A 26,602-nucleotide genomic window follows, 5' to 3' on the forward strand; every position below is an offset into this window, starting at 1 on the left:
GGACCTTCGCCTCTTCTGGACGGTGGTGTCGGATATCAAGGATGGGGGCTCATGAGGGCGAACACGGGGGTTGACAAGAAAGCCCTGCACCGGCTGTTCACGTCCGCCGGGCCGGTGGCGTCGGTCTACGTCGAACTGGCCGCGCCTCCGGAGGAGGACGTCTGGTTGAGATGGCAGGCGCTGACGGGGCGGCTGGCCGAGCAGGGGGCCGACCGGGCGACCATCGAGTCCCTGACCCGGAGGGTGTCGGAGTCGGTGCCGGGCTCGGGGGTGCTGGCCGCGTTCGCCGCGCACGGCGAGGTGCTTTTCGCCCTGGAGATGCCCGGGTCGGATCGGCCCGATCTCGCGGTGTACGACGCTCTGCCGCACGTGCTGCCGCTGCTGGAGTGGGTGCAGGAGCGCCCCGCGTACGTGCTGGCGCTCGTCGACCGTACCGGCGCGGACGTCGCCGCGTACCCGTGCGGCGCGACGGAAGCCCTGGTGCAGGTGGTGGACGGTACGGACGACGAGATCGTGCGCAACGCGCCCGGCGGCTGGTCCCAGATGCGCCACCAGCACCGGGCCGAGGACTCGTGGGAGCACAACGCGGTGCGGGTGGCGGACGCGCTGGTGCGCACCGTCGCGGACCTCGACGCCCGGCTGCTGCTGCTCGCCGGCGACGTCCGGGCCCTGCAGTACCTCACCAAGCACCTGCCGGAGCGGGTGCGGCGCGAGGTGAGCATCCGGTACGTCAGCGGCGGACGCAGCCCGGACGGCGCCGAAAAGGACCGCGCCGCCCAGGTCGCCGCCGAGACCCGCCGGGCCGCCGACGAGCAGACGCGGTCCCTGCTGCATCTGCTGGAGGAGCGCAAGGGCCCGTCCGGACGCGCGGTCGAGGGCGTCCAGGAGACCCTGGACGCCCTCACCCAGGGACGGGTGTACACGCTTCTCGTCGTGGACGACCCCCTGGACCGGCGTACCGCATGGTTCGGCCGGCACCCCACCCAGGTGTCACGCGACCGCGAGGACCTCGCCGACGCCGGGGCCTCGGAGATCACCCGAGGACCGCTGATCGACGTCGCGGTGCGCTGCGCCCTCCTCACCGGCGCCGGGATCCACGTCGTGCGGGCCGGCGCCCCCGACGCGCCGGCGGAGGGGATCGGGGCGCTGTGCCGCTTCGCGGCCGTGAGCGCCGAGCAGGGGGCGTGATCCGCGCCCCGGGCAACGGTGTCCCCGCGGGTCTCAGATCTCGGGAACGACCGCGACGGGGGCCAGGGCGTGATCGAGCAACGCCTGGTCCACCTTTCCCAGCGCGGGTCCGTTTCCGCCGCCGCGGCGCGTCGCGCCCACGACCACCATGGCCGCCCCGTCGGACGCGGCCACCAGTGCCTGCGCGGGGTGCTGGTCGGAGACGGTCCTGGTCACCTGGACGTCCGGGTACCGGGGGCTCCAGCCGGCGAGGGCCTCCGAGAGAAGGGTGTCCTGGCCGACCTTCTGCCTGGCCGCGCCGAACTCCGCGCCGAAGGCGTGGATCGCGGTCAGGTGCGCGCCCCGCAACGACGCCTCCTCGAAGGCCCAGCCGATCGTCCGGGACTCGCCATGGCGCTCCTGGACACCGACGGCGACCTCGGCCGGCATCGCGGCCGGCTCGGGGGCCGACGCGGGGATCGCGAGCACGGGGCAGCGGGCGCGCGCCGCCACCTCCCGGCCCACCGAGCCGAAGAGCCGGCCGTCGGCGCCCGCCACCCTGCGGGTGCCGACGACGACCAGCTCGGCGTTCCCGCTCTCCGCCAGCAGCGTCCTGCCCGCCTCCTCGTCCAGCAGGCGGGCGCGTACCTCCACGTCCGGACGCAGCATGCGCGCGTACGCCTCCGCGTCGTCGAGCATGCGGGTGCGGTCGGTCTCCATCTGCTCATAGGCGTCGTCGCTCAGCGAGCCGTCCCGGTGCAGCAGTGTCGAGGCGTGCACCAGCTCCAGCGGACAGTGCCGGAGGTGCGCCTCGGCGGCCGCCCAGGCGACGCAGCGCGGAGACGCGGACGATCCGTCCACGCCTGCGATGACGGGTGCGTTCATGGTTCTCCCTCCTGCGCGGTCCCGCGTGGCCGGGCTGTGCACGGCACCGCCATGGAACGGCACCGCCATGGAACGGCACCGCCATGGAGAAGGGGCGCCCACGGCCCCCAGAACCTGCACGACGGGGGACGGCACCTCGCGATGATCGCGGCGGCGAGGTCCGGCCGGTGGACGGGGCAGGCCGCCGGGCATGGAGGAAGACCTGCGAGGCGCTCTCCCTTCGCCGGCATTGTCCGGATCAGGTGGCTAGGGGTCGCCGGATCGCCTTGCGGTTCTCCGGCCTCTCAGTCCTCCCGTCTCCTCCGTCGAAGGCGACTCCTCCGGAGGTTCCGGGTCGAACTCCCTCGCTCGTCCCACAGGCCCACTACCAACGTCTCTCCACCCCGCGAGCGGCTGTAGGGACCAAGGTCCTTCATCTTCGGGACCTCGCGCGTCCTCCGGGGCCACAGTCGGTCATGATCAGCAAGCCGGGCGGCGGCGCAGGAAGGATGGAAGGGCCGATCCGCCGGTGCCAGGGGAGGAACATGAGACGTCCGCTGAGTTACGCCGAGGCGGTCAGGATGCTCGGCGAGGGCGAGAGCAGGCTGATCAACCTGCTCGACTGGCTGGCGGGACTCGGCCTGGCCGGCGGCGGCCTCGACCTCCTCGGCGCGCGGGAGGAGGCCGTCCGGCTCGGCCACGCCCTGACCCGCGATCTGGGCGACCGGCTTCGCGGCCTCAACCGCCTGACCCGCACCGAGCGGCTGCGGGCGGCGCACACCGTCATCGTGCTGGCGGCGTACTTCGAGGAACTCCCGGACGCGGTCCCCCACGTCAGGCTGAAGGTCCGCGAGCAGATCTCGCTCAGCGGAACCGGCGCGGACGGCACCGGCCGCCGCGGCATGGCGCAGGCGCTCACGCGGGCGGAGCTTCCCACGCCGGGCCCGTCCCACACGCACGAATCGATCCGGCGGGACCTGCTCGCCTACTACGGCCGCCTCGGCGGAGGTCTCCTGGAGTTCGTGTCCGGCCTGCCGGAGTGGACCGGGCTGGACGGGGACGTCCGCGCCGAGGCCGCCCGGCGGCTGACCCACGCCATGCCGGAACGCGCGCTCGCGACGTACGAGGAGATGCTGCGCAGGCTGGCGGTGGACTGCCCGGAGTTCGGGATCTGGATCGAGCACTGGGAGCGGCGCTCGGCCCGGACGGAACTGATGAGCGGGATGGCCTCGCTGGAGCGGCTGCTGGCGCCCATGACCGGCGGGCAGGCGGCCGGCGGGCAGCGGACCGCGCTGTCCCGCTCGTACCGGGCGTCCCTGCACCGGCCCATCGCGGCGGGCGGCGATGTCCCGTCGGGCCTGACGATCCCGACCCTGGAGCAGGGATACATCGACCACCGCCTCCGGGCGGCCGTCATGGACGCCGCGGCCCGGCCGAGCCAGGAATCCTGGTGGACGGGCATGCCGGTGTACACCGAACCGGGCCGCTTCTTCGCGGCGTACCTGACGTCGCCGGAGGCGGTCGCGGCCCCGATGCTCGTGCTCGGGCAGCCCGGCTCGGGCAAGTCCGTGCTGACCCGCATCCTGGCCGCCCGCCTTCCCGTGGACGACTTCCTGCCCGTCCTCGTCGAACTCAGGCAGGCCCCGGCCGAAAGCGACCTGCAGAGCCGCATCGAGGACGCCGTCCGGCAGGCGACCGGGGAGCGGACGTCCTGGCCGCGGCTCGTCGAGGCCGGCTCCGGCGCGCTCCCCGTGGTCATCCTGGACGGTTTCGACGAACTGCTCCAGGCGACGGGCGTCACCCAGACCGACTTCCTGATGAAGGTGATGGCCTTCCAGGAGCGCGAGGCGGACCAGGGGCGTCCGGTGGCCGTCATCGTGACCAGCCGCACGGCGGTGGTCGACCGGGCCAGGATCCCCCACGGCTCGGTCATCGCCCGCCTGGAGCCGTTCGACGACGCCCAGATCCGCGCATGGCTGGCGAACTGGCACGACCTCAACGAGCCCGCGCTGCGCGGGCGCGGCCTGCGGCCCCTGCCGGACGAGGTGGCCCTCGCCCACCGTGAACTGGCCGGGCAGCCGCTGCTGCTGCTGATGCTCGCCCTGTACGACGCGGACGACAACGCCCTGCACCAGCGGACCGCGGCGTTCGACCGGACGGGCCTCTACGAGCGGCTTCTCCGGGAGTTCGCGAGCCGGCAGATCCGCAAGCTGGCCCCCGACCTGGACGACGAGGCGCACCGGCGCGCGGTGGAACAGGAACTGCTGCGGCTGTCCATCGTCGGGTTCGCCATGTTCAACCGGCGCGGCCAATGGGTCACCGGCACCGACCTGGACGCCGACCTCCTCGCCCTCCTCGCCCCCGAACGGGCACATCCCGGCGACACCGGCCTCCAGGCCCCCCTTTCCGCGGCGCAGATCGTGGTGGGACGCTTCTTCTTCGTCCACGAAACGCGGGTCACCCGCGACGGGCAGGCGCTGCACACCTACGAGTTCCTCCACGCGACCTTCGGGGAGTTCCTCATCGCCCGGCTCGTCGCGCAGCTCCTCACCGGCATGGCGGCCCAGGCCGTCACGGCGGCGCGGTCCCCGCTGGCGCCCCAGGTCAACGACGACCTCCTGCACGCGCTGCTGTCCTTCGCCGGGCTCACCGCCCGCGCGCCGGTCATCGAGTTCCTGGGCGATCTGCTCGCCCACCTGGACCCGGCCCACCGGAGCGTGCTGACGGACCTGCTGCTCGACATCCACCGCCGGGCCCTGCACGAGCGTCCCGGCTCGTCCTACGGTCACTACCGGCCCCGGCCGCTGACCGTCCCCGCGCGCCATGCCGCCTGGAGCATGAACCTCGTGATCCTCGCCGTGCTCGTCGCCGGCGAGATCACCGGTGACCGGCTCTTCCCGGGGGCGGACAGCCCCGCCCACGACTGGCGCGCCCAGGCCATGCTGTGGCGATCACTGCTCTACGGAGAGGAGTGGGCGGGCTTCTTCCAGCTGATCGCCCTTCAACGCGAGTGGGACGGAGAGAAGCGCAGCATCCGCATCAGCCGCATGGGGGAGGATTACCGGCCCGAGGCGGTCGACCTCTACTGGACCTACAACATCCCGCCGGGGCACGCGCTCCGCGAGACCAGTCTCTCCTACAGGGCGCACGAGCCCCTCTCCATCCTGCTCAAGAGCAACCTGAACTGCGGTGGTACAGACGGCGTCCTGGTCCACGCCCTGGCGCCGCTGGCCGACGCCTTCCCCACGATCGCCAACCTCGCCGTCCCCGGGGAACACGCGACCTCGGCGACCCACGCCCTGCTCGCCGCCCTGGTGGCCGTGTTCCGCGACGAAGCCGACCTTGACGCGTTCCAAGGTCTCGCCCGGGTGGTGCAGGCCCTGTCCGCGCTTCCCGCCAAGGAGGAATGCGACCTGTATCTGAAGGCCGCGTTCGAGACCATCCTCTCGGCGATGGACCGGCGCCTGGTCACCGGACGGGACCTGGAGCCCCTCGGCGAGAGCCTCCACCTCGACCACACCCACGACCCCAGAACCCGCGGCCTCGCCGACCGCCTCACCGCCCTTCTGGCCCCCTAGCTGTACTGCCCACGGCGGTTGCGGGGGCGGGCCGGCCACGGACCGCCCAGGCGCGGGCGGTGAGCCGGATGGAACCGTCCCGGCCGGAGGGCAGGCGTTCGCGCAGCAGCTCGCGCAGGGCGTCGCGATGTTTGGCGCCCAAGGACATGACGTATCCCGGGGCGGGCCCCTGACCGCCCAGGAACGGCCGCCAGTAGTCGTCGAAACCGGAGAACACCGTCGGGATCTCGATCGCCTGGACCACCACCTCGTCCAGGCCCGCGTCCGTCCACAGCCGTGCGAGCGGCTCCGGCCGGCAGAGGGGGAAACGGAGCCCTTCGTCCAGGTCGGCCGCGGCCGGGTCCAGGGTGGCGGCGGCGTCCCAGAAGAACCGCATCATGGCCATGCCCTCGGCGTAGTCCCACACGTAGGCGGCGGCCACGCCACCCGGGTTCGTGACCCGGGCGAACTCGGCGGCGGCGCGGCCCGGCTCGGGCACGAAGTTGAGCGCGAGCCCGCTGACGACGGCGTCGAAACCCCGGTCGGGCACCGGCAATGACCGCGCGTCGCCGAGCCGGAACACCGCACGGGCATCGCCGATCCGCTCGCGGGCATGGGCCAGGAACCCCGCGGACGTGTCCACGCCGACGACCCGCGCGGGCTCCGCCACGGACAGCACGGTCTCCGTCAGCGCCCCCGTGCCGCAGCCCACGTCCAGCCATCGCCGTCCCGCCGGTACGTCCAGCCACCGCAGAAACGCCTCCGCGATGCGGCGGCTCCACCGTCCGGCGTACGCCTCGTACGAGTCACCGACGGCCCAGACGTCCTTCTCAGACCCCACAAGACGACCTTACGAGATGGGGACGAGGTGCTGACATGGTGTGCGAAAGTCACGGGTGCAGGGTGTGTGCAGCGGCGTGGTGGGGAGGAGGATCCCCCTTCGCTGCGCGCCGCGTTCCGCAGGGCACCGGCATCCGCCGGAGGAATGTCAGAGGGTGCTCGCCAGCAGGAGGAGGGTCGCCGACGTGGCGAGCAGCACCGGGCAGATCTTGAACCAGATGACCGGTGTGCGCGCGCCGGTGAAGGTGGTGAGCACCGCCAACGCGACCAGCAGCCCGGCGGCGACGCGGTAGACCCACCGGGTCACTTCGGCGTCGCCGCCCACCGCGGTGACCACGATGACGAGTACCGCCACGCCCCACATGGTCAAGGCTTCGGCGAGCCATTCCTGCACGAGCACACGGCGGTTGTCCGTGCTGATGGGCGCGAACCCGGCCAGTACCCGCCGGGTGGGTATCGCGTGGGAGACACCCCAGAGCCCGGTCAAAGCCGCCGCGATGTACGCGAGTACCTCCACGGTCACATCTTCGTCACGGGGGGTGCGGGGTCATAGAGCCGTTGGTCCCGGTCGCCGAGCCCGGCTGCGGATTCCTCGGCTGCCCTGGCCGAACCATGGGGGACGCTGAGAGCAACGCGCCGTGATGGCGGCCGGGATCCTCGCGATGCCGCGTGGCGCAGGATCCTCGCGGCGACGGCGGCGTACGCGACGCCGCCCGCGAGCGAGGCGAGCAGGGCCAGGACCTGCGAGCGGTCCTCCAGCAGCGGATAGATCTGCCAGTGGACCAGGTAGATGTACAGGGAGCCGCCGGCCAGCAGGCCGCCGAGGCGGTTGAGCAGGCGCGTGCTCGGCAGGGCCGGAACCCAGATCAGCAGCGCCAGACCGGCGAGGACGATGATCTCCCGCACCGGCTCCCCCGCGCCGAAGTACCCCGGAACCGTGGCCAGCGCGACCGCGGTCACCAGTGCGCGCCGCCGGGCGGTGCCCGCCTTCGCCGCGGCCCAGCCGAGGGGGAACAGCCAGCACGCGGTGATCGCGTCCGGCAGGTCCGAGAGCCCGCCGAGGTCGACGCGGACGATCAGCCCGACCAGCAGGAGGCCGAAGGCGAAACGGAAGGGCGCGCGCCGTTCCGCCCGGTCCAGTGCCGGCACGCTCAGCAGCGCGGCCATCGCGAGCAGGATGTACAGGATCACCTCGACGAACCAGTAGTTGCTGTTGTGCCCGAAGGCGCTTTTCAGCAGCAGGACGTCGGTCAGGTGGTAGCCGGCGGTGAGGGGCGCGGCGAGGGCGAGCCAGGCGACGCTCGGCACGGCGATCCGCGTCAGGGCGTCCAGCACGTGCCGGCGGCGTGCACGCCGGACGGACGAGGTGAGATGGAACCGGGCGAAGTTGAAGCCCGCGACCGCCAGCAGCACATGGGCGCCGCCCCGGACCGTGAAGATCCCGATGTGCGACCCGACGATGAGGACGATCGCGACGGCGCGCAGGGCGATGCCCGTCTCCAGGGTCCGCCGCCCGGCCCGCCCGGCCGGACGCCGAAGATCACGGATGCGCCGCGTGTGCCAGTCCGGAGGCAGGGTCCCCAGTGACTCCTCCAGTTTCAGCGACATCTCGACGTAGGACAGCGAGTCGCCGCCCAGGCTCACGAAACTGCAGTCGTCGGTGACGCCGGGATGGTCCAGGATCTCCGCGTACAGGCGGCACAGGTCCGTGGTGGCCGCCGGCTCGGGGCGGGCCAGCCGGAGCACGGCCCGGTAGTCGGGCTTGCCCGTGGGGAGCCGGGGCAGGCCGGCCAGGACGTGCACGCCGATCACCCGGGCGGGCAGCCCGCACTCGGCCGCCACCAGCCGCCTGACGTGACCGGCGTCGGCGTCGCCGGTCACGGCCACCACCAGCCCGTCGTCGTCGCCGGTGCAGCAGGAGACCAGGCCGTGCCGGGCGAGCATCGCCTCGACGGCCTGCGGGTCGATCCGCAGGCCGTAGAGCTTCACGAACCGGCCGCGCCGCCCGATCACCTCGTAGAGCCCGCCCGGCAGGAGCCGCGCGACATCGCCGGTGCGCAGTTCCCCGACGGTGCGGCCGAGGGCCAGGTCGGCGGGCCCCTCGGCGTATCCGAGCATGACGTTCGGCCCGGAGTACACGAGCTCCCCGGTGCCGGGGGCGGTCCCGTCCGGCAGCGGCTCCAGCCGGAAGGACCCGCCCGGGATCGGGACGCCGATCGCCTGCGGGTGGCGGGCCGCGAGGTCCGGTGGCAGGTACGCCATGCGCGCGGTCGCCTCGGTCTGGCCGTACATGACGATGAGGTCCCAGCCGCGCCGCCGGCCGAGCGCCGCGTAGCGCGCCACGCGCTCGGGCGCCATCCGGCCGCCGGCCTGGGTGACGTACCGCAGGTGCGGAAGCCGCATACCGGGGAAGCCGACCCGGTCCAGCAGGTCGAAGGTGTAGGGGACGCCCGCCAGGGACGTTCCCCGCGCGTCCCGGAACAGCGTCCAGAAACGCTCGTCGGTCACCGAGAGGTCGGTGAGGATCAGGCCCGCCCCGCGCAGCAGGTGGCTGTTGAGGACCGACAGGCCGTAGCAGTAGTGCATCGGCAGGGTCGTCGCGGCGCGGTCGCCGTCCCGGATGTCCAGGTACTCCGCGATGGACGCCGCGTTCGACTGGAGGTTCTCGTGCGACAGCCGGACGAGTTTCGGCGCGCCCGTCGAGCCGGACGTGCTGAGCAGCAGCGCGAGGTCGGGATGCAGCGTGTGCGCCGAGGCCGCGTGCCGCTCGTCGAGCGTGCCGTCCGGGAGGGCCACGACATCCGGGTCGTAGGCGGCGACCAGGGACTTCAGGCTGCCGGGACGATCGTGCGGGACCAGCAGGAGGGGGTGGCCGCGGGCCAGCGCGGCCAGGTAGACGACGAGCGCCTCGACCGTGTTGGCGCCGGCGAGCAGGACCAGCCGCCGTCCCGGTCCGAGGCGCCGGGCGGTGGCCGCCACCCGTTCGGCCAGCTCCCGGTAGGAGAGTGCGCCGCCGGTGGTGATGACCGCCGTCCGGTCCCCGTGGCCGGCGAGCTCTCGGGCGAACGGGACCGCCGTGGGACCCGGAGGGGAAACGCTGCTCACAGGCGTGTACCTTAGGCAAGGCTTACCTATATAGCCAAGATGACCATGAGACTGACCTGAGGGACAACATGCGAAACCCCCTACGCCGTATCTCTTCCGCATTCGCTGTGGTGGCTCTCCTGATTCCGCTCATGACGGCCTGCGGCATCGGGTCGGAGGCCGGTCTCGTCATCTACTCCGGCCGCAACGAGGGACTGGTCAAACCGCTGTTGGACAAGCTGGAGAAGGCCGTCGGCACCGACGTCGAGGTCCGGTACGGCACCAGCGCCGAACTGTCCGCGCAACTCCTGGAGGAGGGCGACAGGACCAAGGCCGACCTGTTCTTCTCCCAGGACGCCGGGGCGCTCGGCGCCCTCGCCAAGCAGGGACGCCTGGACACGCTGCCCCAGCCGACGCTCGGCAGGGTGGACGAGCGGTACCGGGGGAGCGCGGGCGACTGGGTCGGCCTCTCGGGGCGCGTCCGCGTGCTGGCCTACCACCCCGCCCAGGTCACCACGGTGCCCGACAGCGTGCGCGACCTCGTCAAGCCGGAGTGGAAGGGCAAGATCGGCTATGCGCCGACCAACGCGTCCTTCCAGGCGTTCGTCACCGGCATGCGGATCCTGGACGGCGACGAGGCCACCCGCGCATGGCTCAAGGGCCTGAAGGCCAACGGCGCCAAGGCGTACGACAACAACATCGCCGTCCTGGACGCGGTGAACTCCGGGCAGGTCGCCCTCGGCCTCATCAACCACTACTACTGGTACGAGAAGGTCGCCGAGAAGGGCGCGGGAAACGTCACCGCCAAGCTCCACCACCTTCCCGGCGGCGACCCCGGCGCGCTGATCAACGTCGCGGGCGTGGGCATGCTGAAGGGCAGCGAGCACCGGGCGACGGCACTGAAGGCGATCGACTTCCTGCTCTCCCCGGAGGCGCAGCACTACTTCAGCGACGAGACGAAGGAGTACCCGCTGGCCTCCGGCGTCACGAGCACGGTTCCGGGGCTGCCCCCGCTGGACACGCTGAAGGCCCCGGCGATCGACCTCGGCAGGCTCGAATCGCTCCAGCAGACCCTGACGATGCTGCGGGAAGCCGGAATGGTCTGACCGGGATGACCAGCACCCGCGCCCCCTGGGTCCTGCTCGGCCCGGCGTGCCTGGCAGGCGCCCTCGCCCTGCTGCCGCTCGGCTACCTCGCCGTGCGCGCGCTGGAGCGCGGCGCCGGCTTCGCCTGGAGCGTCGTCACCACCGAGACCACCGCCCTGCTCATGGGACGCAGCCTGGCCCTGGCCGCCGTGGTGGTACCGGCCTGCCTGCTGCTGGGGATCTCCCTGGCATGGCTGACCGTGCGCACCGCGCTGCCCGGCGCCCGCGCCTGGGCGGTGGCGGTCACGCTGCCGCTGGCCGTGCCGAGCTACGTGGCCGCCTTCGCCTGGCTGTCCGCGGTGCCGGGCATCGCCGGGTTCGCCGGGTCGGCGGTGACACTGACCCTGGTCAGCTACCCCTACGTCTACCTGCCCGTCACCGCGGCACTGCGCGGGATCGACCCCGCGCAGGAAGAGGCGTCCAGGTCCCTCGGAGCCGGGCCGGCCCGGACCTTCTTCCGCGTCACCCTCCCCCAGCTTCGCCCCGCCGCGGCCGGCGGCGCGCTGCTGGTCGCGCTGTACGCCCTGTCGGACTTCGGCGCGGTGTCGCTGATGCGGTACGACACGTTCACCCGCGGCATCTACACCTCCTACCAGGCCAGCTTCGACCGCACCCCGGCCGCCGCCCTGAGCGTCGTCCTGGTGGTGATGACCGTGGCCCTCGTCGCCCTGGAAACACGCACCCGCGGGCGGCGCGGACACGCCAGAACCGGAAGCGGAACGGCACGCCCTCCCGTCCCGGTCCCCCTCGGCCGGACGGCGGCCCCCGCCCTGGCGTGGTGCGGGACGGTCGTCGCCGTCGCCGTCGCCTTCCCGCTGGCCACGCTCGCCTACTGGCTGGCGACGGGAAACCGCTCCACCTGGGATCCCGCCGGGCTCGCGAACACCGCGGGCGTCACCCTCGCCGTGGCCGCGGCCGGAGCCGGGCTCACCGCCGCACTCGCGCTGCCCGTCGGCGTCGTCGCGGCCCGCCACCGGGGACGGCTCCCGGATCTGCTGGAGCAGGCCGCCTACGCCGGACACGCCCTCCCCGGCATCACCGTCGCCCTGGCGATGGTGTTCTTCGCGGTCCGCTACGCCGCCCCGCTCTACCAGGAACTGCCGCTGCTGGTCTGCGCCTACGCGGTGCTGTTCCTGCCGCTCGCGGTCGCCGCCACCCGCGCCGCCGTCCTGCAGTCACCGCCCGTCCTGGAAGACGTCGCCCGCTCCCTCGGCCGCGGTCCACTGGGCGTCCTGCGGGCCGTGACCGTGCCGCTGGCCGCCCCCGGTGTCGCGGCCGGTACCGCCCTGACCTTCGTGGTCTGCATGAAGGAACTGCCGGCCACCCTGCTGCTGCGCCCCACCGGCATGGACACCCTCGCCACGCGGCTGTGGACGGAGACCGGCGTCGCGTCCTACGCCGACGCCGCACCGTACGCCGCCGCGCTGATCCTGCTCGCGGCCGTCCCCTCCTACCTCCTCGGGAGACAGCGCACATGACCGATCTGCGGATCGAGGGCCTGACCAAGGCCTACGGCCCGGACGCGACCGTCCTGGACGGGCTCGACCTCACCGTCCCCGGCGGCTCGCTGGCCGCCGTGCTCGGCCCTTCGGGGTGCGGGAAGACCACGCTGCTCCGCATCATCGCGGGCTTCCTCCGCGCCGATGCGGGGACCGTCGCCGTGGGCGGACGCGTCCTGACCGGCCCCGGAGCACACGTCCCCCCGGAACGCCGCCGCATCGGCATCGTCCCCCAGGAAGGCGCGCTGTTCCCCCACCTGAGCGTCGCCCGCAACGTCGCGTTCGGCGTCACCGACCGGGCCGCGCGCCGCCGGCGCACCGAGGAGATGCTCGAACTGGTGGGCCTGGCCGGATACGGCGGCCGGATGCCGCACGAACTGTCCGGCGGACAGCAGCAGCGGGTCGCCCTGGCCCGCGCCCTCGCCCCCGAACCGGCACTGGTGCTCCTCGACGAACCGTTCAACGCCCTGGACAGCGCGCTGCGCACCGGGCTGCGCGCCGACGTCCGCGCGGCCCTGCGTGCCCTCGGAGCCACCGCCCTCCTCGTCACCCATGACCAGCAGGAGGCACTGTCCGTCGCCGACCTCGTCGCCGTCGTCCACGATGGGCGGGTCGCCCAGTGCGGTTCGCCGCAGGACGTCTACACCCGCCCCGCGAACCCCTGGCTCGCAGGCTTCGTCGGCGACGCCGTCCTTCTTCCCGGCACCGCCGGGAACGGCACGGCCACCACCGCACTCGGCACCGTGAAGGTGCGCACGACCGGTGAAACCCCCCACCGGGGGACCGTGGTCCTGCGTCCCGAACAGTTGCGGCTCACCGAACCCGGTGACACGATCCCCGGCGGGACGGTCACCGACGTCCGCTACTACGGCCACGACGCCATGATCACCATCACCGTGGACGGTCTCGACGAGCCCGTCGACATTCGGGTGGCCGGCCACGTGACCCTCCGCCCCGGCGACCGAACCGGCATCCACATCACCGGCCAGGCCACCTTCCACCAGCGCTGACCCGTACACCGAGCACGGCCGGACTGCGGCGTCCGGGCCCTGACACGAGCGAAGTACAGCTCAGAGCCACCGCGCGGGTGCCATGAACCGGCAACGCCGGACCCGATATCGCCCGGCACCAGATCCCTGTCCGCCCGTACGAACAGGGGTTCGGCCGCGCCGATTCGGGCGGCGGCACCCACGCGTCCATCGGAGCGACCCGGCGTCAGCTCGGCTCGCCGCCGCGCCTTGCCCCTCAAGGAAGACCGGATGTCTGGAGATCAAGATCGTTAGGGTGCCGGGGTTGTGACGCGGGTGCGGTGGCAGAGCAGGATGCCGCCGGACTCGAACGGCCGGGTCCTGATCGGGAACATGACCCGCGTCGAGACCAACGCGGCGGGGCTGCCGGTGGTCCGTGACCGACGCGCTCGGCGGGAAGCATCACCTCGACTGCCCAGAATAGGAGCCATGGTGCTGGGAGAGGATATTAGGACCCGACGTATCCGGCTGCAGCAGAAGAAAGACGCCGCCGAGCTCAAATCCCGGCCGTCCGCTCTCGACTGCCGAGAGTTCCACGGCGTGGACGAGACGCCGCCGTGGGTTTACGAAGCGCGCCGTGAAATGAACCGGGCCGCCTCGTCTCCCGACGCGTCCGCTTCGGCGGAGAACGATGTCGCCCTCTGGATCGAGCGCCTGGTCATCGAGAACGTGACCGGTAGATTCTTTCTGGGTACCGGAATCGAGCACTTCCCGTGGCTGGACTGCCAGGTGCGCGAATCGGGCTGGGCGGCCCAGGTCGTCCGCGTACTCGGCGCCGACCTGATGTTCGTCTCGCACGACAGGAAAACCTTCATCTCCTTCTATGAGGAGGAGTACGAAACGCTGTTCTTCCGCGCGACCAGGCCGAACCAAGCCTGATCCTCGCCCTCCGCCGCGAAGCCATCCCGGTTCAGTCGGTGATGCGGCGGAATCCGTTCGGCCACGACACCGTGCGCTCGACATCCGGCGGTGCCGGCCGAGCCGGTGGGAGCGCTCGACACCACGCCGGGGTCCACTCGGTGGAGCGCCGGTGGACCGTCTGCCAGGACGCGCCGAAGACCGGCGGGAACCGCCGCCAGGTACAGCCGGTGGTCGCCACGCACACGATCGCCGCCGCCGCCTTCCGGTCGCCGGCCCGGCGCCGTTCGCCGTCGACGGCCGCGAACCCGGTGCGGCCGGAGCATCAGGTGGCGGCGTTCTTGATCAGTTCGAGGAGGCCCGCTTCGCGTTCCCGGGCGGTTGCGCCGTAGTCGTAGCTGTAGGTGAATTCGGCATTGGTGAACTGGGCAAGCCATATCGCGCAGTAATTGCCCGGCATGAAGCACGGTTGCAGTTCGGTGTAGACGCGGGTCACCTGTTCGGGGCGGACGCCCTGGGCCGAGAGGCGGTCCCAGAGAAGGTGCTCGGGATGCTCGACGCCGACGCGGGTCTCTTCGGTCTCGATGCGTTTACGGCCGCCGAGTTCCTCGATCTCGAAGGCGACCGAGGCGGGGTAGCTCAACGCGTGCCGGATGAGTTCGAGGACGCGGGGCCACCAGGACTCGTCGTCCCGCAGGGCGGACCGGTCGATCCGCAGAAGCCTCGTCCGGAGCGGCCGATGAGTTCGTCGGCTTCCGGTGGTCATCCTGCTTGCCGGCTACCCGACCAGGGAAGGCGGACCCGACGGGAGGAGCACAATGACGGATGTGACGCGGTCAGGGGCGAGGGGCAAGGTGCTGTGGCATCTGACGATGTCGCTGGACGGCTTCATCGCCGGTCCCGACCACGCCATGGACTGGATGTCCGGTGTGACCTTGAGTCCCGGGCTGTTCGAGGAGGCGGTCTCCACTACCGGGGCGATCCTGGCCGGGCGGCGCGGCTATGACGCCTGGGCCCGGGAGAATCCTGGTAGGGCGTCCGAGCGGGCGTACGGTGGCGCGTGGAGTGGTCCGATCTTCGTGCTGACCCACCACCCCGAGGACGCCGTCCCCGATTCCGGAGTCACCTTCCTGAACTGCGACGTCGCCGAGGCGGTCGAGACCGGGCTCGCCGCCGCGGCCGGGAAGAACCTGGAGATCTTCGGTGCCGACATCGCCCGCCAATGCGTCGTCCGCGGCCTGATCGACGAGTTCTACGTCCATCTGGTGCCGGTGATGCTCGGTGAGGGCATCCGGCTGTTCGACTGCCCCGGCATCGAGCCGGTGCGCTGGGAGCGCATCCATGACGGCGACCCCGTTCAGGCCGTCGACCTGCGGTATCGACCGGCCACCGGGGAGCTCCCGAGCAACCGCGGCGGCTGACACGCCGAGGCGAACCGTGCCCTGCCGTTAGCGGATCTGGCTCAACGTCCGTGAAGTGGTCACGGTAGGTCATCGTCCGGGTCGGATGCCGCGGCGTCGCAGAGTGCCGCCGTGGTGTCCGTACCGACGGGCGGGTCCTGCTGGACGGGGCCGCGCCGGCGGCGGAAATCCTTGCCGAGCAGGCCGAGGCGCAACTGTACGACCCGGCGCGGATCGCCGCGAAGATGCAGCAGATCACCGAGGAGGAGGCCGCCGTCCGCGAGGAGGACCTGATCCGCCGGCTGAAAGAGGGCCGCGCCCGCCAAGGGCCCGGCGGCTAGCGGGGAGCCGGTGATGCCGTCCGCGCCCGAGGCCGCCGAACGCGCGGCCGACCATGTCACCGCGGTGACCGGCCGCCGCGCCTGCCGCTGCCCACGCGGACGAGTGGAGAGGAGCTGGGACCGGTGAGCGAGATCTCCTGGGCCGGCGGCCGGGCGCCGTCGCGGTCGATGGCCGGGGAACGACAGTCGGCCAACCTGGCGGGCCTGCCGGAACGCATCCTCGACAAGGGCATCGTGATCGTCGGCGACGTCCAGATCAACCTGCTGACGATCAAACTGCGGCTGCGGGTGGCGTCGGTGGACCGGGCCAAAGAGATGGGCATCGACTGGTGGGAGCACGACCCCTCACTGTCGTCGAAGGCCCGCCGTGACGAGGCCGGCGAAGGCCACGCCACTAGAGAACTGCGGGAGGAGAACCGGCGGCTGCGCGAGCGCCTGGCCGCACTGGAATCCGGCGCGTCCGGCGCGGTGGAGGCTGGCCCCGCCGACACCGGCACCGTGCAGGGCCGCACGGTGGACGCCGAAGCGCGTGGGAAGGAGTCCGGATCATGACCGGCACCCGGACCAGCGGCGACACCGCCGTCTACCTGTACGGCGTGGCGCGGCCTGGACCCGCCCGCGCTGCGCGATGCCGCCGGGGTCGCGGGCGCGCTCGTGCGCGGCGTGGTCGCGGACGGTGCTGACCGCGCTGGGCAGCACCGTCCGGCTGGAGGAATACGGCGAGGCGGCGCTGCGCGCCAACCTGGAGGACCTGGCCTGGCTGGAGGCCACCACCCGCGCCCTGATGGACCGCGCCGCGAGCGACACGTTCACCGGCGACATCCCGGCGCGCCCCACGCGCGGCCCCGAACACCGTGCCCCGCCCCGGAGGCGGAGGGGCCACGGAAACACTCATACCGGGCGATGCAGCGGCTGCGGTCCGACCCCGAAACGGTCGAGCGGGACCTGGTCAAACTGGTGCTGACCCTCGTCGAGCTCATCCGCCGGCTGATGGAACGGCAGGCGCTGTGCCGCGAAGGCGGCGACCTGACCGACCAGCAGATCGAGGACCTCGGCTGGAGGAGGCCATGACCCGGCTCAAGGACCACTTCAACCTGGACGACCAGGACCTCAACCTCGACCTGGGCCCCCTCGACCCGCTCCTCCCGGGCGACTGACCGGCCCGCCCGCCGGGTTCACTGCGGCGCCCTTGAAGAACGTGTAGTGGAACGTCCCGTCACCGAACGACAGCTCACGCAAGTTGAGCACCGGGCACAAGTACCCGGCCCAACGGCCCAGCCGAACGCCACGCAACTCCCCGGGCACTCCAGCAGCGGAACCAGTCCGGGACGACGGCGCCGGCCACGGCAAAGCGATCTCGGACGCCCCCTTCAGCGGGTACAGCATTTCGAACACGGCTACGTCCGGTGAATCGCTGAGATCACCTCGCTGCGTATGATCCCGGCACCGGCGGCGTCTACTACTCCGTCGAGCCTTATTCCGGATTTCTGCGCGGCTACCAATATCCCGCCTATCTGCACGGCCCATTCCTCGCCGGTGGGCTCGGACTACGCCGTGGCACGCTGCTGCCTTGGGGGACAGCCATCACCCTCCTGGTATTGCCGGTGGCGCTCCTCGACTTCGACCATCGGTACGTCCTACCAGTGGTACCGGTCGCCTGCCCGGCGGCGGCGATTGCGATCTTCGAAAAGAAGATCACGGTTGCGGCCACGGCACCCTCGACCGCCACGGTCGGTTGCGCAACCGGTCACGGCTGACACGCCGAGCCAGGGCCTCCGCTGCGGGCGGCCCCACCATTGGTCGCCGGCGGACAGAGGATGGACGTCGGCGAGTACCGCCTCGAACGGCTGGAGGTGGATCCGTGTTCAACGGTCGCACGTCCGGCCTGGCCACGGCGGCCGCCTCGTCGGCGATCATCTTGAACGCGCGGCACCGTGCGGGGCGGTTCAGGTGGCGGAGGCCGCTCCCGTCCCCGCCGACCAGGTGAGGTACCCGCCATCCAGGTTGACGGCCGTCCGCCCATGCTGCGTGAGGATCCGCAGGGCGTTGTACGCACGCTGGCCGCCCTTGCAGTAGACGACCAGGTCGCCGTCCGGGAGCTGGTCGATGCGATCGCGCAGCCGGTCCAGGGGGATGTTGATCGCGCCGGGAATCGCTCCGGCCGCGAACTCGCGCTCACTGCGCACATCGACCGGTCGCGCGCCGTCGGCGGCGAGGGCGGCGAGTTCGTGCCACTGCACCGTTCGGCTGGTTCCGGCACGCAGATTGTCGGCCACGTAGCCGAGCATGTTCACCGGGTCCTTGGCCGACCCGTATTGCGGTGCGTACGCCAGTTCAAGCTGGATCAACTCGGAGGCGGCCAGGCCGCCCGCCATTGCGGTGGCCAGCACGTCGATCCTTCGCTCCGCGCCGTCCTCGCCGACGACCTGGGCCCCGAGAACGGCGTCGGTGTCCGGATCGACGAGCAGTTTCAGAGCCAGCGGACGCGCGCCGGGATAGTAGCCGGCGTGTGATGAGCCGTGGGTGTGGATCACCCGGTACGGGCGCCCCACGGCGCGGAGCCGCTTCTCGTTCCAGCCGGTCGCGGCGACGGTGAGGCCGAAGACGCTCACCACCGCGGTTCCGACGGCGGGACGGACGGTGTTCTTCAGACCGCAGATCGCGTCGGCGGCGATCCGGCCCTGCCGGTTGGCCAGATTCGCCAGCGCGATGAGCGCGGGGGTGCCCCCGACGGCGTCCCGCTTCTCCACGGCATCGCCGACCGCGAAGATGTCGGCGTCCGAGGTCCGCATGTGCTCGTCGACCACGATCCCGCCGCGCTCACCGATCTCCAGGCCCGCCGCGCGGGCCAGGGCGGTCTCGGGTCGTACACCGATCGCCATGACGACCGTCCCGGCGGGAACCCGGTCTCCGTCGGAGAGTTCGACGCCGTCGTCATCGATCGCGTTGATCTGGACGCCCAGCCGCAGGCGCACGCCGCCGGCCCGGAGCCGGTCGGCGACGGGAGCCGCCATCTCGGGATCGAGCGGTGCGAGCACCTGGTCGGCCAGTTCGATCATGGTGACCTCGATGCCGCGGTGCCGCAGATTCTCGGCGACCTCGACGCCGATGAACCCGGCTCCCACGACGACCGCCTTTCCCGCGCCATCGGCCGTCATCGCGGTGGCGCCGTCCCGGTTCCCGCGCAACGCGGACGTCAGGCGGTCGAGGTCGTCGATGTCGCGCAGGGTGAGCGCGCGTTCCGCACCGGGGACGGGTGGCACGACCGGGCCCGCGCCTGGGCTGAGAATGAGCGTGTCGTAGTCCTCGGTGTACTCGCTCCCGGTCGTCAGGTCACGCACTCTGACCCGCCGTTCGGTCCTGTCGATGCCGAGCGCCTCGTGCCGGACCCGGACGTCCAGCCCGAACCGTTCACGCAGACCCTCGGGGCTCTGCAGCAGCAGATCGTCGCGTTCGGGAATGACGCCGCCGACGTGGTAGGGCAATCCGCAGTTGGCGAACGAGACGTATCCGCCACGCTCCAGGACGACGATCTCGGCATGCTCAGCGAGTCTCCGCAACCGGGTCGCGGCGGACATGCCCCCGGCGACGCCGCCGACGATGACGACCTTCACAGAAACCTCCCGAAGTAGACACATACCCTTGGGGGTATGACACTGCCGTAATTCAGGCCATTCCTGCCTGGCGCGGACGGCGCCGGTGACATACGACACATGCGGCGTTCGCGTCTCCTACGCGGGTGCCCCGGTCCCGATGAGCGACAGCCCAGAACCGTCCAGCTTCAACGTGCGGCAGATCGACGCATGAACTATCTAAGTGCACTGCCCATGGACGTCGGTGACAGCGACACGAGCAAGACGATCTTGAAATGGGGAGGACCTCCTGGCGTGGTGTGGAGCCACCCCAACGCCGTAAGGCCCCGCTGGCCAAGCTGGGTGCCCCGATACGTCGCGGACGAGAGCAGGTCGCTGCGCCGGGGCGGCTGTCGCACACCACCGCAGCGCGGTGGGCCGGTACCGCCCCGCCGGGAGCAGCCGGGATGAGCGACCGGCCGCCCGCACCACAGCCCGGCCCGCCTGCCCCGCCGCCTCATCGGCCTGCGCGTCTCCCGCCGACTGTGGCCCGGCTCGGCCTGCACCCCTCCATCGCGTCCGGCAACGCCACCGCTGCCCGCCCCTGGCACACCTGGACCAGGCCGCCGGCGAACGCAGAGCACAACGAATCACGCGGGCAACTCGCGCTCTCAACCAAGGTCTCAACGTAAACACGCCGATCGAAGCAGTTGTCTGGGCGGCCCGCCGAGGCTTGATCTAGCAACTCGGCATCGTCGGTAGGCTGGCCTGCTCGATTCCATCCTGATCCGGTGTTTCTGTCCCGAACAGACGTCCCGGGTACCCAAGTCCAAGGCGACACGTCTCCTGTTTGCGCTCACCCCATCATCGTCTGATCCGTAGCAAGATCAGTGAGCCTTTTTCGTGCGCCCAGCAGAACGGGAGGTGATGCCGCGTGAGCGGCTGATCTTGTTCGTAAGCTCGTCGTCGCTTGCCGGTGGAAGTCCGGTCCGGGTAGCTGCCAGGAGGCCCGGTAGCAGGCTGGTGGTTTCGTCTGGAAACGGGCGGGGTCGAAGCCCAGCGTCAAAGGCCCTGAGAGGGGGAGCGATGGTGCGGTCCGTAGCGTGAAGCGAAGCCTGCGGCGTCGTTACTCACCCGCCCGTGAGGGTGGGGCAAGGGAGTGCCGAGCCTCTCGGAATCGGGGTGAAGGCCATGGAAGCGGTGAAGAGCCTGGAAGCAGCCGCGAGGAACTCCCCGGCGTATGGGGCGCGGAACGTGCCGATAGTGGCGGCGGGAACTGGGGAGGCCCTCCCCGGCCCAGTGGCCTGCGGAAATTGTTGCTGGAGCGTCGCACCTTATAACCGATGACCTCGGGAAATGGGTGGCGTGCCGGAAGGGCGTCGGAGGTGGCCGTAGTACTGATCGAGCCGACCGGACAACATAACCGGCGGTGAGGGAAGGGCCACTGCTTCGTCGATGCACGTGATGTTGAGGAGGAGGCCCGGTGAGTGCCGGTCAGGCTATTGCCGCCGCTTCGGGATCGCGTCGGACGTCAGTGCCGCGTGATCCGGTCCGTGCCTTGCAGCATGTGCTCTACCGGGCGGCCAAGGCCGATCCCGGACGCAGGTTCCACGCGTTGATGGACAAGGTCTATCGCAGAGACGTCCTGCAGCGCGCGTGGGTGACGGTGCGCGCGAACAACGGCGCACCGGGCATCGACCGGACCACCCTGGCCGAAGTCGAGGAGTACGGGATCGCCCGGCTCCTGGAGGAAGTGGCTGCTGAGCTTCGGGAAGGCCGCTATCGTCCGCTGCCCGCTCGCCGGGTCCTGATTCCCAAACCGGGGGTCAGGGACGAATGGCGGCCGTTGTCAATCCCGGCCGTTCGGGACCGAATCGTGCAAGCCGCTTTAAAGATCGTGTTCGAACCGGTCTTTGAGGCTGACATGCGCGACTGCTCGTTCGGCTTCCGGCCCCGGCGGTCAGCACATGACGCCCTGCAAGTGCTCATCGACGAGCAGGCGAAAGGGCGCCGGTGGGTGGTGGAGACGGATATCGCCGACTGCTTCACGGCGATCCCGCACGATGAGTTGATGCGAGCGGTCGAGGAACGCATCTGTGACCGGACCCTGTTGAAACTCTTGCGGCAGATTCTGCGCGCCGGGGTGATGGAGGACGGGCAGGTGCGACGTGATGTCACGGGCACCCCGCAGGGCGGGGTCATCAGCCCCGTACTGTGCAACGTCTATCTGCACCGGCTCGACCGGGCATGGGACGAAGCGGATGGGGTGCTGGTCCGTTACGCAGACGATCTGATAGCGATGTGCTGGTCGCGCAGTCAGGCCGAACGGGCTCTTGCCCGGTTGAGCGAGCTGCTGGCCGGGTTGGGGTTGGAGCCCAAGGCGGCCAAGACCCGCATCGTTCATCTGGAGGTCGGTGGGGAGGGCCTGGATTTCCTGGGCTTTCATCATCGGCTCGTCAGATCCCGAGGCGTCAACGGCAGACGTGGCTTTGTGTTCCTCGCGCGCCGGCCCGCGGACAGGGCCATGCGGCACGCCCGCGACCGGATCCGGGAGATCACCGACCGGAGCAGGCTGCCGCGACGGCCGGAGACGATCGCGGAGGACCTGAACAGGTTTCTCCGCGGCTGGGTCGCGTACTTCAAGTACGGGCACTCGGCAGAGCGTCTCAGCAAGATCAGGAGATTCGCGCAGTGGCGGCTGGCGCGGTTCGTCAGCAAGAAACACCGGCGCAGCACGAAGTTCGGATGGTGGGTCATGAGCAACGCGCGGCCCATCGACCTCGGCCTGATCAGCTTGTATGGAATCGTCGTCGCACCCAGGGCCGGAAAGCCTTGGCGGGGAAAGACCGAATGCCGCCGGTGAACGACGTCGGTAAGCCGTGTGCGGGAGAACCGCATGCACGGTTTGACGGGCGGGAGCTGGAAACGGAGCAGAACTGGCCACGGTCATCGGGGAAAGCACACCCGACCGGGAAACCGGCGGAAGACAGGCCCCGAGCCCTACCGCCACAAATGTCACCGCGCCAGCTCCCGACCCTACAACCTCGTTCGCCCTGGTGGTGCAGGGTGAGGATGGCTTGGACGATGGTGGTCATCCGGTTGGGTGAGCAGCGGGCTTTGCGCAGGATGTGCCGGCGTTTGAGGGTGGCGGCGCCCTGTTCGCCAAGCGCGCGGACCTGGGCGTGGTGCCGGTTGAACAGCTTCTTGCGTTTGCCGAGCTTGCGGCGCTTTCTGCGTTTGAAGGGGGTTCCGATCGCGCCGCCTGCTCCGAGGTATCCCTTGTCGGCATGGCAGGCGATCGCGCGGCTGGTGAGCCCGTCGATGATGCCGTGCGTGCGGGCCGCGGTCAGGTCGTGCGTCGAGCCCGGCAGCGCGGGCGAGGCCCAGATCAGCCGGCCGCGCGGGTCGGTCAGGAACTGGATGTTCACTCCGTGCCGGTGGTGCTTGCCGCTGTAGTACAACCGGTCGTTCGCCCCGATAGGCGGTCGATCGGCGCCAGGGTGCCGTCCAGGATGACGTAGGCCTTGCGCTGCGCGATCCGCATCGCCTCCCGCAGGTCCGGGGCCAGGTCGGCCGGCAGGGCGATGACCTCGGTGACGTAGCGATGCGCGGTTGCGATGCCGACGCCGAACGCGGCGGCCAGGCGGGCGAAGGTCTCGTTGCGGCGAAGGTGCACCAGCGCCGGCAGCGCCTGGCTCCCAGTCGGCAGCGCTCGCCGGCGCGATCCGATCCGGTCGCGATGGGCCTCGATCAGTTCGGCCACGAAGGTGCGGGCAGCGGGCGACAGATCCAGCGCAGCGCGATGGAACAACACCAGAGGCTCCTGGCAGTGCGGTTGTTCTGGTCGACTTCGCATCTACCAGGGGCCTCACTGCGTTACCGGCCGACTCCACCACCCCCCCGCAACCACCCTGTGACCACCACGATCAAGGTGGAAAGGGCTCTGTGATCAGCGCACACGGAATTGCCGCTGAAAAAGGCTCTGTGTGGTCTCCGCTGAACAAACTAATTAGTGCTTCTCGTGCAGAGGGTGCGGGTCCAGCGAGGCTTCATTCGCCGGTGCGTCCTCACGTCCAAACACCGTTAGGCCACTGCTATCGACGACATGGGCGAAGCCGGCCTGGGCGACGGCGGTTCGAAGTGCGGAAGCGAGCGGGCTACCGCCGGTGATCTCCTTTACGAGGAGGGAAAGGATCGCGCCGGTAGGTCGGGACGGTAGCGGCCACAATCCTGCGACGACAGTGCTGACGTCGCCGAGGAGGAGTGCAGCGGGGAGGGACAGGGGGAAGGTTCGCGGTGGTGCGGTGCCAGACCAGCATGCGGCCAGGATGGCGCGAGGCGGCAACGGCAAGGCCGCCAGGTCGAGGCCGGTGACCGTGCCGCCGGGGAGATGGAGGCGGTAGGACAGCCCTTCCCCCTCGCCATGGGCATAGACCAGCAGCATGTCTTCCCTGCCAGGGGTCGGGGGGAGTTCGTTCAGACCTGCCAGCTGCTCGACCTGTAATGCCGGGGATGCGTCTCCAAGCGCTTGGACGAGTGGCCGTGCGCCGGGAATGGTGTCGTCGACGATCGCGAAAACAGTGCGGATAGGCGGCAGGCCAGTGGGCAGCCGGTTGTGCAGAGTCATCGATGGCGACACCGTGATCGGGAGCGGTGCCCGTGGGCTGCCAGCGACGGCGGCGTCGCCCCAGGGGACCGACCACAACGGACCGTCGGGCAGGACGGTCAGGCTGGGCGGAGCCGGATGCTCCGTGCCGGTCAGTGATCGGGGCATGATTTCGGCGACCAGGCGATTGACCGCCGAGCGCGACACGCCTTCCACCGCACGAGCACTCTGAGTGCTGAGCGTTTCCAGCGTCGCGAGTCCGGTGTCGCTCAACAGGGCTCTCTTGTAAGCGATGCCGACCGGTGGCCGCAGGTGCACCGCGATGACGGTCTGTCGGCCGTCGGTCATCCGCCGCTGCATGCGCAGCAGTAGGGCGTCGGTGGTTCCGAGGTCGCCGATGAGCGTGCCGAGGTCGGGCCAGCGTGGGTCTACCGAGGCGCGGTAGGCCAGCGTGGAGTGCGTGACGGCCGCGGCGAACGCCTCGGGGACCGCGGCGTGGCTGGTCAGGGCGTCTAAAGTGGACAGCCCTGCGTCGGCGAGTGCTTCGATGAGCTCGCAGAGCAAGATCATCTCATCGGAGGAGGCCTGCAGGCTGAGCAGGTCCATGACCATTTCGATTCCGGCGCGGGCCGCGGGCGGTGGTTCGCCGAGGATCTGGCGGGCCCTCCAATGTCCGATGACGCGCGTCAATCCGGCGCGTGCACCGTCCAGGTTGATGTCCGGCGCGCTGAACGCTTCCATCGTGGCTTCCATGCCGCCGATGAGCTCGTCGTCGGCGCCGCTTGCCGCCCGGAGGTCGGCGAACACCTTGATCAGGTCGTGGGCCGCCGCCGGACGGTCATTGCGCTCGACCGCCTCACCGGCCGAGCTCAGCACGGCCGGCTTGGGCTGGTCCGAACGCAGGCCGACCAGCGATTCGGCCAGATCGCGCATCGGATCGTCGTCTGGCAGGTCTGCCAGCAGCCGGTCCGCCTCGGCCACGGCGTCCCCATCATCGGCGAGGTTGCCGACGGTCAAAAGCAGAAAGACGCGCTGCCGCACGTCCAGCCCGTCCTGTTCCAGCCCGCGCCGAGCCAACAAGAGGCTCAGCTCGTATTGTTCGACCGACCGTGCGGCCCGGGTCGCGGTGATCAGATCCGCAGCCGCTTCCCCCGCCTCGCCGACCGGCGCCAGCAGCCCGAGCGTCGCAGCGCCGAGCAGGACGCGCAGCTCGTCGCCGCCCTCACGGCACAGCCGCAGGGCCGCGTCCCGCGTGGTCAGCAGCAGTTCGGCCTCTTCATCGGGAACAGCCGTGCCCAGGGCGACGCAGACGGCTCCGGCGACGGCGCCGCGCACGTCCAGCGGCAGTTCCGGAACGTTGATCACCGGCAGCAGGGCACGGCACAACTCGGCGTCGTCGTCGCGCGGCCTGCCCAGACAGGACCGCACCAAGGCCCCCACCAGCGTGTCGAGGACATCGTGGACGGCAGGCCGCGGCGGCGGGGGCGGCTCGTCGCCACCGGCTACGTGCACGCGTCCACGGGCGCGACCGACGCCACCTTCAATGCGTCGATCTTCACCGTCGCGTCGCGGCGTTGCAGCTTCAACATGCCGGCGTCACTGGTCAGCCGCTTGCCGCACTGGCTCGACCCGTCCTCCATGACCACCTTCACGTACGTCGCCTTGGCCGGCGCGTACCAGGTCACGGCGATCGCGGCCACCAGCAGGGACACGAAGGCCACCGAGCCGGCCATCGACCAGCGGAGCCGGGCCACGGCGCGGCGGCTTTCCCGCCGCTCCCAGGCGGCCAGATCCGCCGATCGGTGCACCGTGACCGGCGAAGGCCAACCGAACGATGCCAGCATTGCCAGGACGAGACTCACGATCCCCAGCACGACCGCGACGGCCAGGAGCACGCCGACGGCGATCCGGTAGCCCGAAGCGACGTCCTGGATCGAATCGCGCCCCTTCACCACTCCCGCTGCGACGACGACGCCGCTGAGCAAGGCCAGCCCGTTGCGCCACTTCTCAGCGACCTCACGGGTGCGGGGCAGCACGCTTTCGGCGAGTTGGATCAGCCGTCTGGTCTCGGCCACCTCCTGCGGGGACGGCGGAGGCCCGGGCTGCACCGTGATCGGCATTACGCGCTCTTGACGATCAGCCGGAAGGAGCGTCCGCAACCAGTGAGTTCGGGGTCCGCGCCTTCATGGTGAATTCCGCAATCGCAGAACACGACCGCCTCGTAGACCTCGGCGTTCCGTCCGTTGGACTCCGGCTCTCGAGCAAGCACGGTTCTGACCGGCTGGCGGTGGTGCAGCGGCCCGCGGCACTTCGGGCACACTCCGTCGACGGAAATCCAGTCGGGGTCGGCTTCGGGTTCGAGAGTCACCTGGACGAGTGCCACGGCCTCGTCGGCGAGCCCTTCAGGACTTTCTTCCAGCCAGGCCAATGGCAGGTGCATGCCAGGGGAGGTCACCCGGCAATTGTCGCTGATCCCGCGCCGCGCCGACAGGGCTTCCATACTCTTGGCCATGTAATGCAGGACTTCGATCCCACAAGGGTGACGAGCGGTGCAAGCCCAGGGCCGGGGCTGCGCTCAGGTCGCTGCTCGCGCGCTCCATGACCGGTGGCCCTGTTCCCGTACATGCACCGCCATCACCGG

18 protein-coding genes and 3 pseudogenes are annotated in these 26,602 nt (G+C 70.8%); 10 read left to right on the plus strand and 11 right to left on the minus strand.

The features are described from left to right. Positions 1-51: 51 nt before the first annotated feature. Complete coding sequence (locus ACQP1N_RS02725; protein WP_433228891.1) at positions 52-1,188, plus strand: Vms1/Ankzf1 family peptidyl-tRNA hydrolase; 1,137 nt, start codon at positions 52-54, stop codon at positions 1,186-1,188. Between the two features lie 33 nt (positions 1,189-1,221). On the opposite strand, the gene ACQP1N_RS02730 is transcribed toward ACQP1N_RS02725, so the two are convergent. Then, positions 1,222-2,052, minus strand: coding sequence for a universal stress protein (locus ACQP1N_RS02730; protein ID WP_433228892.1), 831 nt, complete (start codon positions 2,050-2,052; stop codon positions 1,222-1,224). 524 nt (positions 2,053-2,576) lie between these two features. Between ACQP1N_RS02730 and ACQP1N_RS02735 the strand changes: the two genes are divergently transcribed. Continuing rightward, a complete protein-coding gene (locus tag ACQP1N_RS02735) occupies positions 2,577-5,609 on the plus strand; it encodes an NACHT domain-containing protein (protein ID WP_433228894.1) in 3,033 nt (1,010 codons plus the stop codon). Here the strand turns inward: ACQP1N_RS02735 and ACQP1N_RS02740 are convergent. From ACQP1N_RS02740 to ACQP1N_RS02750, 3 genes are all read right to left on the minus strand, one after another. Then, positions 5,587-6,429 carry a class I SAM-dependent methyltransferase gene (locus ACQP1N_RS02740; RefSeq protein ID WP_433228895.1) on the minus strand — a complete coding sequence of 281 codons (843 nt, stop codon included), beginning with the start codon at positions 6,427-6,429 and terminating at the stop codon, positions 5,587-5,589. The genes ACQP1N_RS02735 and ACQP1N_RS02740 overlap by 23 nt on opposite strands. 147 nt (positions 6,430-6,576) lie before the next feature. Beyond that, positions 6,577-6,945, minus strand: coding sequence for a hypothetical protein (locus ACQP1N_RS02745; protein ID WP_131732965.1), 369 nt, complete (start codon positions 6,943-6,945; stop codon positions 6,577-6,579). A 2-nt stretch (positions 6,946-6,947) separates the two neighbouring features. Then, positions 6,948-9,533, minus strand: a complete 2,586-nt coding sequence (locus ACQP1N_RS02750) for an AMP-binding protein (RefSeq protein WP_433228896.1) — start codon at positions 9,531-9,533, stop codon at positions 6,948-6,950. Between the two features lie 110 nt (positions 9,534-9,643). On the opposite strand from ACQP1N_RS02750, the gene ACQP1N_RS02755 reads away from it, so the two are divergent. From ACQP1N_RS02755 to ACQP1N_RS02770, 4 genes are all read left to right on the plus strand, one after another. Further along, complete coding sequence (locus ACQP1N_RS02755) at positions 9,644-10,618, plus strand: iron ABC transporter substrate-binding protein (RefSeq protein WP_242609011.1); 975 nt, start codon at positions 9,644-9,646, stop codon at positions 10,616-10,618. A 5-nt stretch (positions 10,619-10,623) separates the two neighbouring features. Further along, positions 10,624-12,135 (plus strand): ABC transporter permease, encoded by a 1,512-nt coding sequence (locus tag ACQP1N_RS02760; protein ID WP_084263403.1) that lies wholly within the window; start codon positions 10,624-10,626, stop codon positions 12,133-12,135. Further along, a complete protein-coding gene (locus tag ACQP1N_RS02765) occupies positions 12,132-13,166 on the plus strand; it encodes an ABC transporter ATP-binding protein (RefSeq protein WP_433228898.1) in 1,035 nt (344 codons plus the stop codon). The genes ACQP1N_RS02760 and ACQP1N_RS02765 overlap by 4 nt, the downstream gene beginning before the upstream one ends. Positions 13,167-13,613: 447 nt before the next feature. Beyond that, a complete protein-coding gene (locus ACQP1N_RS02770) occupies positions 13,614-14,063 on the plus strand; it encodes a hypothetical protein (protein ID WP_067805585.1) in 450 nt (149 codons plus the stop codon). Positions 14,064-14,187: 124 nt separating this feature from the next. On the opposite strand, the pseudogene ACQP1N_RS02775 reads toward ACQP1N_RS02770, so the two are convergent. Together ACQP1N_RS02775 and ACQP1N_RS02780 are read right to left on the minus strand one after the other, a co-directional pair. Further along, positions 14,188-14,334: pseudogene (locus ACQP1N_RS02775) on the minus strand (transposase); the annotation flags it as partial. A gap of 33 nt (positions 14,335-14,367) precedes the next feature. Beyond that, positions 14,368-14,808, minus strand: coding sequence for a nucleic acid/nucleotide deaminase domain-containing protein (locus ACQP1N_RS02780; protein ID WP_067805582.1), 441 nt, complete (start codon positions 14,806-14,808; stop codon positions 14,368-14,370). 52 nt (positions 14,809-14,860) lie between these two features. On the opposite strand from ACQP1N_RS02780, the gene ACQP1N_RS02785 reads away from it, so the two are divergent. The 3 genes and pseudogenes from ACQP1N_RS02785 (at position 14,861) to ACQP1N_RS02795 (ending at position 16,940) form a co-directional block, all read left to right on the plus strand. Further along, positions 14,861-15,463, plus strand: coding sequence for a dihydrofolate reductase family protein (locus tag ACQP1N_RS02785; protein ID WP_067805579.1), 603 nt, complete (start codon positions 14,861-14,863; stop codon positions 15,461-15,463). A gap of 443 nt (positions 15,464-15,906) precedes the next feature. Beyond that, positions 15,907-16,335 carry a gas vesicle protein gene (locus ACQP1N_RS02790; RefSeq protein WP_407642247.1) on the plus strand — a complete coding sequence of 143 codons (429 nt, stop codon included), beginning with the start codon at positions 15,907-15,909 and terminating at the stop codon, positions 16,333-16,335. Positions 16,336-16,686: 351 nt separating this feature from the next. After that, positions 16,687-16,940, plus strand: a pseudogene (locus ACQP1N_RS02795) (gas vesicle protein K). A 789-nt stretch (positions 16,941-17,729) separates the two neighbouring features. Here the strand turns inward: ACQP1N_RS02795 and ACQP1N_RS02800 are convergent. Then, a complete protein-coding gene (locus ACQP1N_RS02800) occupies positions 17,730-19,397 on the minus strand; it encodes an FAD-dependent oxidoreductase (protein ID WP_433228901.1) in 1,668 nt (555 codons plus the stop codon). A 1,441-nt stretch (positions 19,398-20,838) separates the two neighbouring features. Between ACQP1N_RS02800 and ltrA the strand changes: the two genes are divergently transcribed. Further along, entirely contained in the window at positions 20,839-22,218 is a 1,380-nt protein-coding gene (ltrA, locus tag ACQP1N_RS02805) for a group II intron reverse transcriptase/maturase (protein WP_433228903.1), read from the plus strand. A gap of 196 nt (positions 22,219-22,414) precedes the next feature. Here the strand turns inward: ltrA and ACQP1N_RS02810 are convergent. The 4 genes and pseudogenes from ACQP1N_RS02810 to ACQP1N_RS02825 all read right to left on the minus strand — a co-directional run. After that, positions 22,415-23,169, minus strand: a pseudogene (locus ACQP1N_RS02810) (transposase family protein); the annotation flags it as partial. A 195-nt stretch (positions 23,170-23,364) separates the two neighbouring features. Next, a complete protein-coding gene (locus ACQP1N_RS02815; RefSeq protein ID WP_433228905.1) occupies positions 23,365-25,473 on the minus strand; it encodes a CHAT domain-containing protein in 2,109 nt (702 codons plus the stop codon). Next, positions 25,464-26,081, minus strand: coding sequence for a hypothetical protein (locus ACQP1N_RS02820; protein ID WP_433228907.1), 618 nt, complete (start codon positions 26,079-26,081; stop codon positions 25,464-25,466). Before ACQP1N_RS02820 ends, ACQP1N_RS02815 begins: the two co-directional genes overlap by 10 nt. Further along, a complete protein-coding gene (locus ACQP1N_RS02825) occupies positions 26,081-26,473 on the minus strand; it encodes a hypothetical protein (RefSeq protein WP_433228909.1) in 393 nt (130 codons plus the stop codon). Before ACQP1N_RS02825 ends, ACQP1N_RS02820 begins: the two co-directional genes overlap by 1 nt. Positions 26,474-26,602: the final 129 nt, after the last annotated feature.

Origin of the sequence: Actinomadura formosensis, from assembly GCF_050948385.1 — a bacterium.
Lineage (GTDB): Bacteria > Actinomycetota > Actinomycetes > Streptosporangiales > Streptosporangiaceae > Spirillospora > Spirillospora formosensis.